At 72.9% G+C, this 14,560-nt stretch carries 13 protein-coding genes; 7 read left to right on the top strand and 6 right to left on the bottom strand.

Annotation, left to right across the window (positions count from 1 at the left end; translation table 11 throughout):
• Window positions 1–64 precede the first annotated feature (64 nt).
• On the bottom strand, window positions 65–1,279 hold the full coding sequence (locus ABZT12_RS23810; RefSeq protein ID WP_356388043.1) for an acetyl-CoA C-acetyltransferase: 1,215 nt from the start codon (window positions 1,277–1,279) through the stop codon (window positions 65–67).
• Window positions 1,280–1,290: 11 nt separating this feature from the next.
• Complete coding sequence (locus ABZT12_RS23815) at window positions 1,291–2,436, bottom strand: CaiB/BaiF CoA-transferase family protein (RefSeq protein WP_356388045.1); 1,146 nt, start codon at window positions 2,434–2,436, stop codon at window positions 1,291–1,293.
• Between the two features lie 266 nt (window positions 2,437–2,702).
• Here ABZT12_RS23815 and ABZT12_RS23820 point away from each other — a divergent pair, with 266 nt between their 5' ends.
• On the top strand, window positions 2,703–3,881 hold the full coding sequence (locus ABZT12_RS23820; protein ID WP_356388047.1) for a saccharopine dehydrogenase NADP-binding domain-containing protein: 1,179 nt from the start codon (window positions 2,703–2,705) through the stop codon (window positions 3,879–3,881).
• Between the two features lie 331 nt (window positions 3,882–4,212).
• On the opposite strand, the gene ABZT12_RS23825 is transcribed toward ABZT12_RS23820, so the two are convergent.
• Window positions 4,213–4,911: an endonuclease V gene (locus ABZT12_RS23825; RefSeq protein WP_356388049.1), complete on the bottom strand. Its 699-nt coding sequence runs from the start codon at window positions 4,909–4,911 to the stop codon at window positions 4,213–4,215.
• Window positions 4,912–5,259: 348 nt separating this feature from the next.
• Between ABZT12_RS23825 and ABZT12_RS23830 the strand changes: the two genes are divergently transcribed.
• From ABZT12_RS23830 to ABZT12_RS23845, 4 genes are all read left to right on the top strand, one after another.
• Window positions 5,260–5,676, top strand: a complete 417-nt coding sequence (locus tag ABZT12_RS23830) for an SsgA family sporulation/cell division regulator (RefSeq protein ID WP_356388051.1) — start codon at window positions 5,260–5,262, stop codon at window positions 5,674–5,676.
• Between the two features lie 256 nt (window positions 5,677–5,932).
• Window positions 5,933–7,555, top strand: a complete 1,623-nt coding sequence (locus tag ABZT12_RS23835; RefSeq protein WP_356388224.1) for an ABC-F family ATP-binding cassette domain-containing protein — start codon at window positions 5,933–5,935, stop codon at window positions 7,553–7,555.
• 138 nt (window positions 7,556–7,693) lie between these two features.
• Entirely contained in the window at window positions 7,694–8,470 is a 777-nt protein-coding gene (ddaH, locus tag ABZT12_RS23840) for a dimethylargininase (protein ID WP_356388053.1), read from the top strand.
• A gap of 214 nt (window positions 8,471–8,684) precedes the next feature.
• On the top strand, window positions 8,685–9,659 hold the full coding sequence (locus ABZT12_RS23845) for an acyl-ACP desaturase (RefSeq protein ID WP_356388055.1): 975 nt from the start codon (window positions 8,685–8,687) through the stop codon (window positions 9,657–9,659).
• Window positions 9,660–9,741: 82 nt separating this feature from the next.
• Here ABZT12_RS23845 and ABZT12_RS23850 read toward each other — a convergent pair whose 3' ends face one another.
• Window positions 9,742–9,990, bottom strand: coding sequence for a WhiB family transcriptional regulator (locus ABZT12_RS23850; protein ID WP_356388057.1), 249 nt, complete (start codon window positions 9,988–9,990; stop codon window positions 9,742–9,744).
• Between the two features lie 290 nt (window positions 9,991–10,280).
• Here ABZT12_RS23850 and ABZT12_RS23855 point away from each other — a divergent pair, with 290 nt between their 5' ends.
• Entirely contained in the window at window positions 10,281–11,075 is a 795-nt protein-coding gene (locus ABZT12_RS23855) for a VOC family protein (RefSeq protein WP_356388059.1), read from the top strand.
• Window positions 11,076–11,146: 71 nt separating this feature from the next.
• Here the strand turns inward: ABZT12_RS23855 and ABZT12_RS23860 are convergent, their stop codons facing one another.
• Window positions 11,147–12,223, bottom strand: a complete 1,077-nt coding sequence (locus ABZT12_RS23860) for a LacI family DNA-binding transcriptional regulator (RefSeq protein ID WP_356388061.1) — start codon at window positions 12,221–12,223, stop codon at window positions 11,147–11,149.
• 135 nt (window positions 12,224–12,358) lie between these two features.
• A complete protein-coding gene (gene ligD / locus ABZT12_RS23865; RefSeq protein ID WP_356388063.1) occupies window positions 12,359–13,384 on the bottom strand; it encodes a non-homologous end-joining DNA ligase in 1,026 nt (341 codons plus the stop codon).
• Window positions 13,385–13,479: 95 nt separating this feature from the next.
• On the opposite strand from ligD, the gene ABZT12_RS23870 reads away from it, so the two are divergent.
• Window positions 13,480–14,550 (top strand): ATP-dependent DNA ligase, encoded by a 1,071-nt coding sequence (locus tag ABZT12_RS23870; RefSeq protein WP_356388065.1) that lies wholly within the window; start codon window positions 13,480–13,482, stop codon window positions 14,548–14,550.
• The last annotated feature ends 10 nt before the right edge of the window (window positions 14,551–14,560 follow it).

Raw genomic sequence — 14,560 nt, forward strand, 5'->3', positions numbered from 1 at the left:
ACGTCGGCGCGGGCGGGCGGGGCGGGAGGCGTCCGGCGGCGGGTGCCGGGTGGCGGGCTCCGTACTAGAGGCGTTCGACGACGGTCGCGATGCCCATGCCGCCGCCGACGCACAGGGTGGCGAGTCCGTAGCGCTTGTCCTGGCGCTCCAGTTCGTCGACGAGGGTGCCGAGGATCATCGCGCCGGTGGCGCCGAGCGGATGGCCGAGCGCGATGGCGCCCCCGTTGACGTTGACCTTGTCCAGGGAGAGGCCCATGTCGCGTACGAAGCGCAGGACGACCGCCGCGAACGCCTCGTTGATCTCGACGAGGTCGATGTCCCCGATGGTCAGCCCGGCCTTGGCGAGGGCCTTGCGGGTGGCGGGCGCCGGGCCGGTGAGCATGATGGTCGGCTCCGAGCCGGAGACGGCGGCGGAGACGATCCTGGCGCGCGGGGTGAGGCCGTACCGCTCACCGGCCTCGCGGGAGCCGACCGCGACGAGCGAGGCTCCGTCGACGATGCCGGAGGAGTTGCCCGCGTGGTGGACGTGGTCGATCTTCTCCACCCAGTGGTACTTCTGGAGGGCCACGGCGTCGAAGCCGCCCAGTTCGCCGATGTCCGCGAAGGACGGCTTCAGCCCGGCGAGCGAGTCGGCGGTGGTACCGGGGCGGGGGTGCTCGTCGTGGTCGAGGACGAGCAGTCCCGCGCGGTCCCTGACCGGCACGACGGACCGCTCGAAGCGGCCCTCCTTGGCGGCGTGGGCGGCCCGTTCCTGGGAGAGGGCCGCGTACTCGTCGACGTCCCGCCGGGAGAATCCCTCGATGGTGGCGATCAGGTCGGCGCCGATGCCCTGCGGCACGAAGTCGACGGCGAGGTTGGTCATCGGGTCGTTGAACCAGGCGCCGCCGTCCGAGCCCATCGGCACCCGGGACATCGACTCGACCCCGCCCGCGAGGACCAGGTCCTCCCACCCCGAACGCACCTTCATCGCGGCCAGGTTGACGGCCTCCAGGCCCGAGGCACAGAAGCGGTTCTCCTGGACACCGGCCACCGTGTCCGGCAGTCCGGCGGCGAGCGCGGCGATCCGCGCGATGTCGGAGCCCTGGTCGCCGACCGGGCCGACGACGCCGAGCACAATGTCGTCGATCGCGGCCGGGTCGAGCCCCGGCAGGCGGTCGCGGAGTTCGCGGATCAGGCCCACGACGAGGTCGACGGGTTTCGTACCGTGCAGGGCCCCGGTGGCCTTGCCGCGCCCGCGCGGGGTGCGGATCGCGTCGTACACGTACGCTTCGGTGCTCACTGAGAAGCCTTTCAACGAGGGTTTTCGGAGCCTTCGAGGAGTCGGGGCACATCCCAGTCCCGGGCCACGCCCGCGGTGTCGGTGCCGGGCAGGGCCGGGCCGCCGCGCACGGAGGTGGCGGTCGCGGAGAAGCGGGGGGCGGGCGCGGGCTGGGTGATGCCGGCGTGGTCGGTGAAGGTGCCGCGGGCGGCGAGGTGCGGATGGTGCGGGGCCTCGCGCAGCGACAGGACGGGCGCCACACACGCGTCGGAGCCGTCGAAGACGGCCGTCCACTCCGCGCGGGTACGGCTTCGGAAGCGGGCCGTGACCGCGGCGCGCAGCTCCTCCCAGCGGCTGATGTCGGTGCGGGCCGAGGCGTGTTCGGGGAGGCCGAGCAGGTCGAGGAACTCGGCGTAGAACCGCGGCTCCAGGGCGCCCACCGCCATGTGTGCGCCGTCCGCGGTCTCGTACGTGCCGTAGTAGGGGCAGCCGCCGTCCAGCAGGTTGGCGCCGCGCCGGTCCTGCCAGCCGCCGGCCGAGAGCATGCCGTGGATCATCGCGGAGAGGTGGGCGGTGCCGTCCACGATCGCGGCGTCGACGACCTGGCCGGTGCCGGTGGCCCGCGCGTGGTGCAGGGCGGCGAGGACGCCGACGACGAGGTAGAGCGAGCCGCCGGCGTAGTCGCCGAGCAGGTTGGCGGGGAAGGCCGGGGGCCCGTCCGGGGGGCCGATCATGCCGAGGGTGCCGGTGACGGCGATGTACCCGATGTCGTGGCCGGCGCGCTGCGCGAGGGGCCCGTCCTGGCCCCATCCGGTCATCCGGCCGTAGACGAGGGCGGGGTTGCGGGCGAGCGACTCGCTGGGGCCGACGCCGAGGCGCTCGGCGACGCCGGGACGGTACCCCTCGACGAGGATGTCGGCACGCTCGGCCAGGTCGAGGACGCGGGCCGGTCCGTCCGGGGACTTCAGGTCGACGAGCACCGAGCGTTTGTTGCGGTTGGTGATGTCGTGGGCCGGGTCGATGCCGAGCCCGGGACCGCCCGGCCGGTCCACCCGTACGACGTCGGCGCCCAGGTCGGCGAGGAGCATGGCCGCGAACGGGCCGGGGCCGATCCCGGCCAGTTCCACCACGCGCACGCCGGTGAGCGGGCCGTGCCCCGGCGTCCCTGCCGCTGTCATCCAGCCCCCAGAGCTGTGACATCACCGATGTGACACCAGTGATGTTAAGAACACGTTCCACCCGGCACAAGACCGGAAGAGCAAGCGCTTAGCCAACATACCCGCCGGTCGGCCGACCGGCCCCTTCCCGTACGGCCACGAGTGGGCGCGCGGGCGTTCCGGTACCTTCTCCCCCGGTGCTCCGAGGTCCCCGACCGTCTGGTTCCGCGCCGCCCACGCTAGCCTCGGCCACCGACAGCTGCGCGGGCTGCGGGACCGGGAGTGTCATGAGCAGGCTGAACAGAGCGGACCGTCCCTACGACATCGTGCTCTTCGGGGCGACCGGCTTCGTCGGAACGCTGACCGCGGAGTACCTCGCCGCGCACGCGCCCCCGGAGCTGCGCTGGGCCGTCGCGGGCCGCGGCGTCGCGAAGCTGGAGGCGCTGCGCGAACGGCTGCCCGGCGGCGCGGAGATCGGCCTGCTGCGGGCCGACGTCTCCGACCCGGCCTCCCTGCGCCGGCTCGCCGAGCAGGCGCGCGTGGTGGCCACCACCGTGGGCCCCTACGTCCGGTACGGCGAGGAGCTGGTCGCGGCCTGCGCGGAGACCGGCACCGACTGCCTCGACCTGTGCGGCGAGCCGGAGTTCGTGGACCTGACGTACGTCCGGCACGACGCACGCGCGCGGGAGACCGGCGCCCGCCTGGTGCACGCCTGCGGTTTCGACTCGGTGCCGCACGACCTGGGCGCGTACTTCACCGTCGGTCAGCTGCCCGAGGGGGTGCCGTTGACGGTGGACGCCTTCGTGAGCGTCGACGCGGCCTTCTCGGGCGGCACCCTCGCGTCGGCGCTCGGCCAGTTCGGGCGCGGGCGACAGGTGCTGGCCGCCGCCCGGGACCGCCACCGGCACGAACCCCGGCTGGTGGGCCGCCGGGCCGCCGCCCCGGCCGGAGCACCCCGCTTCGCCGCCGAGATCGGCGCCTGGGCACTGCCGCTGCCCACCCTCGACCCGCGCATCGTCCGGCGCTCCGCCGCCACCTTGGACCGGTACGGGCCCGACTTCCGCTACCGCCACTACGCGGCCGTACGGCGTCTGCCGGTGGCGCTCGGCGGCGTCGCGGCCGTCGGCGCCCTGGCCGTCGCCGCCCAACTCCCGCCCGCCCGGCGCTGGTTGTCGGACCGGCTCAAGCCCGGGGAGGGACCGAGCGCCGCGAAGCGGGCGAAGAGCTGGTTCTCGGTGCGGTTCGTGGGCGAGGGCGGCGGCCGGCGCGTCTTCACGGAGGCCGCGGGCGGCGACCCGGGCTACGACGAGACCGCGAAGATGCTCGCCGAGTCGGCCCTCTGTCTCGCCCTCGACCAACTCCCGCCCACGGCAGGGCAGGTGACGACCGCGGTCGCCATGGGGGACGCCCTCACCGGCCGGCTCCGCGACGCGGGCATCACCTTCCGGGTGGCGGCCAACCGGTGAGGCGGCCCGGCCTCCCCCGGCACCCGCACGCGGGAGCCGGGCGACAACGGGGCGTGCCGACGGGTGAGTTCGGCGGGACCCCGGGGATGCGATACCCTCGATCTTGAGCGGGTCGCCGGTAACGTCCGGTGCCTGGTCTCGCGTTGGTGGTCCAAGGAAAGACGCCCCGCTTCCTGCGGGGAGATGCAGGTGCAAGGCCTGCCCAGCGCTCGCAGTCCGAGCCCCACGCCGCGTCACGCGGAGTGGGGCTCGTGTGTTCTCCGCCCACCACGGCGACGGACCGAACCCGACCGGCGGTCCGCGGTGCGCTGCCGGTCCGTCCCGCGGCGGCTCAGGCGGTCGCCTCCCGCAGCGCCCGGCGGCACAGCGCGTCCGCCCTGCGAGTCGTCTCCGGCAGGCGGTAGGCGGGGGTCAGGGCGAGGGTGTGCGCGCAGGCGTTGTCCAGGCCGACGCGGTGGCCCACCGAGACGAAGACCGGCTTGACCGCGTCCCTGGTGCGCAGCGCGCGGCCCACCTCCTCGGTGCCCGCCAGCAGCGGGGCGGACGAGCCGCGCGCGGTGCCCGGCTCGTCGTGGACGAAGGTGAAGGGGTTCTTGGCGACGCCGATGGTGGGCAGCCGGGTGAGGACGCCGAGGTGGGCGGCGAGGCCGAAGCGGCGCGGGTGCGCCAGGCCGTACCCGTCGCAGACCACCAGCCCCGGCGGCACGGGCAGGGCGTCCAACACGGCCAGGACGGCGGGGAGTTCACGGAAGGCGAGCAGACCGGGAACGTAGGGGAAGGAGACCCGGCCCACGGCGGTGGCCTCGGCCACGACGCCGAGGGTGGCCGCGTCCAGGACGACGGCGGCAGCGGCCACCACGTCCCGCTCGTCGTCGTAGGCGACATCCACGCCGGTGACGTGCCCCGACCCGGGCGGCGGCCCCGGCTCGTCGAGCACCACCCGCTCCCGCAGCTCGTCCTGGACGGCTCGGGCCTGCTCCTCGGTCGCGGGCCAGCCCGCGGGCACGCTCACGGTCGTCACGGTTGTCATGGTGACGTCGAGCGTACGGTCCCGCGCGGGCGCCCGACGCGAGGGGTGGCCGGCCCCCTCGGTTCTCCGGTCGGGCCACCTGCCCCGCGCCCCCGCCGCCCAGCAGCCGCCGTCGGGGGCGCGGTCCACGAGCGCCCCATGGCGGGCGAAACCAGCCCACCGACACCGGCTCGTCCGGACGGCCCACGATCAACATCGCCTTCCTGGGGTAGCGGTGACAGAGGTCACTCGATATTCATGTGCACGGACCCGCCGGTTCCGGCGTCTTCTGAAGTGCCGGACGCATGAACTCGGGAGTCCGTCAGCCGACACACAGGTGCGGTCCCGCCGTCACGAGGGAGCAAGGCGTTGTCCATCGTCATCGAGCAGCCCGTAGAGGTCCGACTCGTCGCCGCCGCGCCGCGGATGGCGCACATTCCCGCCACCCTGCACTACGACCGGCGCGACCCGTTCGCCGTGCGCATGACCTTCCCGGCACCGGCCACCCTGGAGGGCGTGGAGGTCTGCTGGACCTTCGCCCGCGATCTGCTCGCGGCCGGCCTGCACACCGCCGAGGGCCACGGCGACGTCCGGGTGCGGCCCTACGGCTACGACCGGACCGTCCTGGAGTTCCACGCCCCCGAGGGCACCGCCGTGGTGCACATCCGCTCGGGCGAGGTGCGCCGCTTCCTGGACGCGACGGGCGACCTGGTCCCGGTCGGCCTGGAACACCTCCAGCTCGACCTCGACCACGACCTGGCGCAGCTGATGGGGGACGCCCTTTAACGCGTTGACAGCCGTCCCGGCCGTTCGTAACGTTTCTCCCGGTCCTGTTGCCGCCGAACGGAGAAGGACGTTGCTCGTCTGAGGTCCTGAGACACCGCCCCACACCCCGCTGGGTGTGTGCGCCGTGCGCGACCTCGGCCGTCGAGCCGTCCTCCGGAACAGGGCTTCTTCCTTGCCCGCCGCAGGACCCGTCCTCGCCCCGCGGTGTCTCGACACGCGTTTGCCCCTCACCACCCCGAGCAACCGCGAGGCACCCATGCATCCCTCCCTCACCTGCACCTCCCTCACCTTCGCCTGGCCCGACGGCACCCCCGTCCTCGACGGCCTCGACCTCGCCTTCGGCCCCGGCCGGACCGGCCTCGTCGGCGCCAACGGGGCAGGGAAGTCCACCCTGTTGAAGCTGGTCGCCGGTGAACTCACCCCGGCCGGCGGCACCGTCCGCGTCACCGGCGAGATCGGACACCTGCCGCAGAACGTCACCCTCGACACCGCCCTGCGGGTCGACGAGACACTGGGCATCGCCGCCCGGCGCGCCGCGCTGCACGCCATCGAGGCGGGCGACGCGTCCGAGGAGCACTTCGAGACGATCGGCGACGACTGGGACGTGGAGGAGCGCGCGCTCGCCACCCTCGGCGAACTCGGGCTCGCCCACATCGCGTTGGACCGCACCGTCGGCGAGGTCTCCGGCGGCGAGTCGGTCCTGCTGCGGCTGGCCGCGCTGTTGCTGCGCCGGCCCGACGTCCTGCTCCTGGACGAGCCGACCAACAACCTCGACCTGTACGCGCGCCGACGGCTGTATGCGGCCGTCGCCTCTTGGCCGGGGGTGCTCGTCGTGGTCAGCCACGACCGTGAACTGCTCGATCTGGTCGACCGGATCGCGGAGCTGCGGGCCGGCGGCGTCACCTGGTACGGCGGCAACTTCTCGGCGTACGAGGAGTCGCTCGCCGCCGAACAGGAGGCCGCCGAGCGGACGGTGCGGGTCGCCGAAGCCGACCTGCGCAAACAGAAACGCGAACTGAGTGACGCCCGGGCCACGTTGGCCCGACGCAAACGGTACGGGCAGAAGATGAACGACCAGAAGCGCGAACCGAAGATCGTCATGGGGGCGCGCAGACGCGCGGCGCAGGAGTCCGCGGGCAAGCACCGCATCCTGCACGAGGAGCGGCTCGCCGAGGCGAAGGAGCGCCTCGACGACGCGGCGGAGGCCGTCCGGGACGACGACGAGATCCGCGTCGACCTGCCGTACACGGCGGTGCCGCCGGGCCGCGGAGTCCTGGTCCTGCGCGACCTGGAGACCGCCCACGGCGCGCGGGTGGCCGGCGGACTGGAGCTGCGCGGTCCCGAGCGGGTGGCGCTCGTCGGGCGCAACGGCTCGGGCAAGACGACCCTGCTGCGCACCATCGCCGGGGAGCTGGCGCCGGTGTCGGGCGAGGCGCGGGCGCTGGTTCCGCTGCGGTTCCTGCCACAGCGCCTCGACGTGCTCGACGGCGGGCTGACGGTCGCCGAGAACGTCGCGCGGTTCGCGCCGGGCGCCACCGACAACCGGATCCGGGCGCGGTTGGCCCGCTTCCTGTTCCGGGGCGCCCGGGCCGACCAGAAGGCGGCGACCCTCTCCGGCGGCGAACGCTTCCGGGCCACCCTGGCCGCGCTGATGCTGGCCGAGCCCGCCCCGCAACTGCTGCTCCTGGACGAGCCGACCAACAACCTCGACCTGGCGAGCGTCCGGCAGCTGACGAGCGCCCTGGCGTCGTACGAGGGGGCGCTGATCGTGGCCGGCCACGACGTGCCGTTCCTGGAGTCGCTCGGCATCACCCGCTGGCTGCTGCTGGACGGGGAGGTGCGGGAGGTCACCGCGGAGGAGGCGGGGTTCCCCCTCTAAACTACGTCGCCGTCCGGGTGTCGGCTCATCTCAAGAGGGCCACAGCCCGGCGGCGGGGCTTTTGCCGGGCGAGACCCGCCCTGCATGATGAGCCGACACCCGCAGCCGACACCCGCAGCCGACCACGGAGACCCGCTCGTGCCCAGCCAGAAGGCCCTCGTCCGCCGCCCCAGCCCGCGCCTGGCCGAGGGGCTGGTCACGCACATCGAGCGGGAGAAGGTCGACGTCGAGCTCGCCGTCGAGCAGTGGGAGGCGTACACGGGGGCCCTGCGCGACCACGGCTGGGAGACGATCGAGGTGGAGGCGGCCGACGACTGCCCCGACTCGGTGTTCGTCGAGGACACCGTCGTCATGTACCGCAACGTCGCGCTGATCGCCCGTCCCGGAGCCGAGTCCCGGCGCGCGGAGACCGCCGGGGTCGAGGAGGCGGTGGCCCGGCTCGGCTGCTCCGTCAACTGGATCTGGGAGCCCGGTACCCTGGAAGGGGGCGACGTCCTCAAGATCGGTGACACCCTGTACGTCGGCCGGGGCGGCCGGACCAACGCGGCCGGTGTGCAGCAGCTGCGGGCCGCGTTCGAACCCCTCGGGGCGCGGGTGGTGGCGGTGCCGGTGAGCAAGGTGCTGCACCTGAAGTCGGCGGTCACCGCGCTGCCCGACGGCACGGTTCTCGGGCGCATCCCGCAGTTGGACGCGCCCTCCATGTTCCCGCGGTTCCTGCCGGTGCCGGAGGAGTCCGGGGCGCACGTGGTGCTGCTGGGCGCCGGCCGGCTGCTGATCGCGGCGAGCGCGCCGAAGACCGCCGATCTGCTCGCCGGTCTCGGGCACGAGCCGGTCGTCGTGGACATCGGTGAGTTCGAGAAGCTGGAAGGGTGTGTGACATGCCTCTCGGTCCGACTGCGGGATCTGTACGCGTGACCGGGTACCCGGACCGTCCGCCGGTCCGGTACCTGCGGCGCCGTGGCAGGGCCATCCAGCCCCCGAACCCTGCCTGATCAGCGATCCTTACAGGCTTTTTAACCTACGGTAGCGTAACCTACGGTTTCGTAGCCTACGATTCCGTAAGTTTGCCAGACCCCGGCACCGCTCGCCGGTTTTGTTCCGTTCTGTACCGCGTCCCCCTGGAGTACCCGTGACGATCACTTCCCCTCATCTCGGCAGCCCCGCAGTCTGGACCGACGCCAAGCTGCTGTACGCGCTGGAGGAAGTCGTCGAGCAGGAACTCAACCGGCACCTCAAGGCGACCAAGGACTGGATGCCCCACGAGTACGTCCCGTGGAGCGACGCCCGTAACTTCCCCGGCTTCTTCGAGGACGGCGAAGCGTGGGACAAGGAGCAGTCCAAGGTCACCGAGATCGGCCGGATCGCCCTGGTGGTGAACCTGCTCACCGAGGACAACCTGCCCAGCTACCACCACGAGATCGCCAGCCTCTTCGGCCGGGACGGCGCCTGGGGCACCTGGGTGCACCGCTGGACGGCGGAGGAGGGGCGGCATGGCATCGTGATGCGTGACTACCTGCTCGCCTCCCGCGCCGTCGACCCGGACAAGCTGGAGCAGTTCCGGATGGCCCATATGAGCGAGGGCTTCGAGTCGGACAACCGCCACTCGATGCTCCACTCGGTCGCCTACGTGGCCTTCCAGGAGCTGGCGACCCGGATCTCGCACCGCAACACCGGTCACCAGTCGGGCGACCCGGTCTGCGACCGCATGCTCGCCCGGATCGCCACCGACGAGAACCTCCACATGGTCTTCTACCGCAACCTGGTGAAGGCCGCGTTCGAACTCGCCCCCGACCTCACCATGCAGGCCGTCCGGGACGTCGTGGTGAACTTCCGGATGCCCGGTCACGGCATGCCCGGCTTCGAGCGGGCCGCCGCGCAGATGGCGATCGGCGAGGTCTACAACATGCGCATCCACCACGACGACGTGATCCAGCCGGTGCTGCGCTACCTGAGGGTCCTGGAGATGGACGGCCTCGGTCCCGAGGGGCTGCGGGCCCAGGAGGAGCTCGGCCTGTACATGGGCGGCCTGGACGCCGAGGCCTCGAAGTTCGACGCGAAGCTCGCGGCCCGCAAGGCCCGCATGGCGGCCCGCGCCAACGCCTGACGCAACACCCCGCCACGCGCGCGTGCGGCCTTCGAGCCGCACGCACGCGTGGCGGTCGTGTGCCGGCACCCGTCCGCCCGGTTCAGTGCGTGGCCGTACGCCGGAGCTCCAGGCGCTCCTTCTCCGACAGTCCGCCCCAGACACCGAAGCGTTCGTCGTTGTCCAGCGCGTAGTCGAGGCAGGCGGAGCGGATCGGGCACATGCCGCAGATCCGCTTCGCGTCCCGTACGGAGCTGCCGGGCTCGGGGAAGAAGAAGTCGGCCCCGGTCTGTGCGCACAACGCCTCCTGCTGCCAGTCCAGGTCGGGCGAGGTGATCGTGTCGATGTGCATGGTCAGGATCGTGCCGCGCGGCGAAAAACGTTCGATCAACGTGCGATCAACGCGGCCACGACCGGGGCCCGCGGGCCGCCCCGATAGTGGCCCGCCGGCCCGCACCGGCGCACGGCGGCGCGCGGAGCCCGCGGAAACAAGGAGAGCCCGGCCGGTCACCGAGGGCGACCACGCCCCGCGCCGGACGGCCCGTCGGCACTCCGGCAGCGATTGTCAGTGGGCAGTGCCAGACTCGGCAGTGCAGAGAACGGGACCCGGCACCGCGGGCCCCTTCGCCAAGGAGGGCACTGATGCTCACCACCCGTTTCGTCAACGGCGCTCCGAACTGGCTCGACGTCGGTTCGTCCGACCTCGACGGCGCCATCTCCTTCTACAGCGGCCTCTTCGGCTGGCAGTTCCAGTCGGCGGGACCGGACGCCGGCGGTTACGGCTTCTTCCAACTGGACGGCCGGACGGTCGCCGGCGGGATGCAGGTCGGCGCGGACCAGGCGCCGCCGGCCTGGACCGTCTACTTCCAGAGCGCGGACGCGGAGGCCACCGCCAAGGCGGTCGAGCAGGCCCGCGGCACCGTCCTCTTCCAGCCCATGGACGTGATGGGCAAAGGTCATATGGCGGTCTTCGCCGATGCCGCGGGCTGTGTGTTCGGCGTCTGGCAGCCGGGCGAGACCAAGGGCGTGGACGTGGCCGGCGAGACCGGCTCACTGACCTGGGTCGAGCTGTACACCCCGGACGTCGCCGCGGCGGCGGCCTTCTACCACGCCGCGCTCGGCCTGGAGACCTCGGCCGCCCCCATGCCGGGCGGCGACTACACCTGCGTCAATCCGGGCGGCGCCGGAGACGACGCCATGTTCGGCGGTGTCGTCCCGCTCGACGCCCACCCGGCCACGACGCCGCCCCCACACGCCTTCTGGCTGCCCTACTTCGAGGTCGCGGACACGGACGCCACGGTGGCCAGGGCCCAGGAGCTGGGCGGCGCGGTCACCGTTCCCGCCACGAGCGTGCAGGGCGTCGGCACGATGGCCCACCTCACCGATCCCTACGGGGCACGCTTCGCGGTCATCAGGAGCGAGTCGCCGCAGGGCTGAGCGCGAGGGCGTTCGGCAGTGCCGGGGCGCCTGGGTGCTTGGGTGCCTGGGCATGGAAAGGACCGCCCGGTCTAGGCGGAGGCGCGGCGTACCAGCGTGGTCGGGAGGATCACGCCGGCCGGTGCGCCTCCGACCCCGTCGCCGAAGGGCCCGTCCGTGGGGGCGCCCTCGCCGGCTCCCCGCCGGTCCAGCTCGCGCAGCAGCAGCCGGGCCATCAACCGCCCCATCTCCTCGATGTCCTGCCGGACCGTCGTCAGGGGCGGGTCGGTCTGTTCGGCCACCGGCAGCATGTCGTCGAAGCCGATCACGGCGACGTCCTCAGGGACGCGTCGCCCGAGTTCGCGCAGGACGCGCAGCACGCCCGAGGCGGTGAGGTCGTTGGCGGCGAAGACGGCGTCCAACTCCGGGCACCGGTCGAGGAGTTCACGCGTCGCGTGTTCGCCGCCGCCCGCGGTGAAGTCGCTCTCCACGATCAGCCGCGGGTCGGCGTCGGCCATGACGTCCCGGAAGCCGTCGAGCCGGTCCACGGCGGACGTCTGGTCGAGGGCGCCGGTGATGTGCGCGATCCGGGTCCGGCCGAGGCCGACCAGATGCCGTACGGCCTCGCGGGCGCCGCCCCGGTTGTCGCAGTCGACGTACACCGTGGGCGCGGAGCCGGGGTTCTTGTCGCTCCACCCCGGGCGGCCACCGAAGACGGTCGCCACCCCGGCGCCCTGGATCAGTTGGGGCAGCGGGTCGTCGAGGTGCAGCGAGAAGACGAGCGCGCCGTCGACATGGCCGCCGGCGAGGTAGCGGCCGACGCGGGCATGGTCGTCGCGTCCTTCCGTGAGGAGCAGCACGAGTTGGGAGTCGTGGGCCGTCAACTCCTTGCTGATTCCTCTTAGTTGGCGGGCGAAGAAGGGGTCGGCGAAGACCCGGGTCTCCGGTTCGGCGATCACCACGGCGATCGCGTCGTGCCGCTTGGTCACCAGGCTGCGGGCCGCCTGGTTGGGGACGTAGCCGAGTTCGTCGACCGCCTGCCGTACCCGTTCGACGAGCGGTTCCCGTACGCCGTCGCCGCCGTTGACGACCCGCGACACGGTGGCCCGTGACACCCCCGCCCGCGCGGCCACGGCCTCCAGCGTGGGACGGGGCGCTGTCTCGGTCACGTCGCGGCTCCTCAACGGTGGGTGCGGATCAGGATAGCCATCCGCGTCGGCACCCGGGCGGGAGCGCCCTCGCGCAGGCGCCCGCCCCGCTCCCCCGGCGGGCGTTCCCGATCGGTGCGGCGGCCGGGGCTCCGCTCAGGGGGACGGCGGCTTCTCCTTCTTCGCCCGGCTCGGCTGGACCCGCCTCGGCTCGCCCGGCATCTTCGGGTACTCGGGCGGATAGGGCAGGTCGCCGAGTCCGTGGTCGTGTTCGTCGCGGCGGGCGAGTTCGAGGAGGGGGTCGAGGGAGAAACGGTGGTCGTCCATGCCGGCGTGCACGTCGCCGAGTTCGGCGAAGCGGACGGGCATGGTGGCGAGGTCGAAGTCGCGGGGGTGGGCGACACCGACCTCGTCCCAGCGCAGCGGCGCGGAGACGGGGGCGTGCGGGCGGGGCCGTACGGAGTAGGCGGAGGCGATGGTGCGGTCGCGGGCCGTCTGGTTGTAGTCGACGAAGATGCGCTCGCCGCGCTCCTCCTTCCACCACTTGATCGTCACCTGGTCCGGCATCCGGCGGGACAGCTCCCGGCCCACCGCGATGGCCGCGCGTCTGACCTGGGTGAAGGTCCAGCGCGGTGCGATGGGTACGAAGACGTGCAGGCCGCGCCCGCCGGAGGTCTTGGGCCAGCCGCGCAGTCCGCCGAACTCGTCGAGAACGGCGCGCAGTTCATGGGCGGCGCGGACCGCGTCGTCGTAGTCGGTGCCGGGCTGCGGATCGAGGTCGATGCGGAGTTCGTCGGGGCTGTCGACGTCGTCGCGCCGCACCGGCCAGGGGTGGAAGGTGAGCGTGCCGTACTGGGCGGCCCACAGCACGGCGGCCTCCTCGGTGGGGCACATCTCGTCGGCGCTGCGGCCGCTGGGGAAGGTGATGTGGGCGGTGGGGATCCAGTCGGGCATGTTCTTGGGCGCCCGCTTCTGGAAGAAGTTCTCGCCGGTGACGCCGTCGGGGTAGCGCTCCAGGGTGGTGGGGCGGTCGCGCAGGGCGCGCAGGATGCCGGGGCCGACCGCGATGTAGTAGCGGGCCAGGTCCAGCTTGGTGAAGCCGCGCTCCGGGAAGAAGATCTTGTCGGGACTGGACAGCCGTACCGTCCGGCCGCCCGCCTCCAGCTCCACCGCATCGCCCATACCGGCCACGCTAGGCCCGCGGCCCGGAGCCCGCACACCGGGCGGCGGGGCTCGCACACCGGGCGGCGGGCGGCGTACGGGGGCAGAATCGAGCCATGGATCTGCCGGTGATGCCGCCCGTGAAACCGATGCTCGCCAAGTCGGTGGCGCAGATCCCGCTGGGCATGCAGTACGAGGCGAAGTGGGACGGCTTCCGGGCGATCGCCTTCCGCGACGGCGCCGAGGTGGAGCTGGGCAGCCGGAACGGCAAGCCGTTGACCAGGTACTTCCCCGAGCTGGTGGTGGCGTTGCGGGAGCGGCTGCCGGAGCGCTGTGTGGTGGACGGCGAGATCGTCATCGCCCGCGAGGGACGGCTCGACTTCGACGCGCTGAGCGAGCGCATCCACCCGGCGGACTCCCGGGTGCGGACGCTGGCCGAGCGGACCCCGGCGTCGTTCGTCGCCTTCGACCTGCTGGCGCTGGCCGACGAGTCGCTGCTCGACGTCCCGCTCTCCGACCGGCGGGCGCTGCTGGCCCGGGCGCTGTCGGGTGTGACGCCGCCCGTCCATCTGGCCCCGGCGACGACCGACGCGGAGGTGGCGCGGCGGTGGTTCGAGCAGTACGAGGGGGCGGGCCTCGACGGGGTGGTCGCCAAACCGCTCGGGCTCTCCTACCGCCAGGACGAGCGCGCCATGTTCAAGATCAAGCACGAGCGTACGGCGGACGTCGTCGTGGCCGGCTACCGGCTGCACAAGAGCGGCCCGGTCGTCGGCTCCCTGCTGCTCGGTCTCTACGACGACCGGGGCACCCTCCAGCACGTGGGTGTCTCCGCCGCCTTCCCGATGAAGCGGCGGGCCGAACTCGTCGCCGAACTGGAGCCGTTGCGCCTGGCGGACGCCGCCGGGCACCCGTGGGCGGCCTGGTCGGAAGAGGCCGCCCACGAGTCGGCGAGGCTTCCCGGGGCGCCGAGCCGCTGGTCGGGCAAGAAGGACCTGTCCTGGGTGCCGCTGCGGCCGGACCGGGTGGCGGAGGTGGCGTACGACCACATGGAGAACGGCGCGCGCTTCCGGCACACGGCCCGCTTCCGCCGCTGGCGCCCGGACCGTACGCCCGGGAGCTGCACCTACGCGCAGTTGGAACAGCCGGTCCGCTACGACCTTTCGGAGATCCTCGGCACCGGCGGCTGAGCACCGCCCG

This window comes from Streptomyces sp. NPDC005423 (assembly GCF_040606415.1).
In the GTDB taxonomy this organism is placed as follows: Bacteria; Actinomycetota; Actinomycetes; order Streptomycetales; family Streptomycetaceae; genus Streptomyces.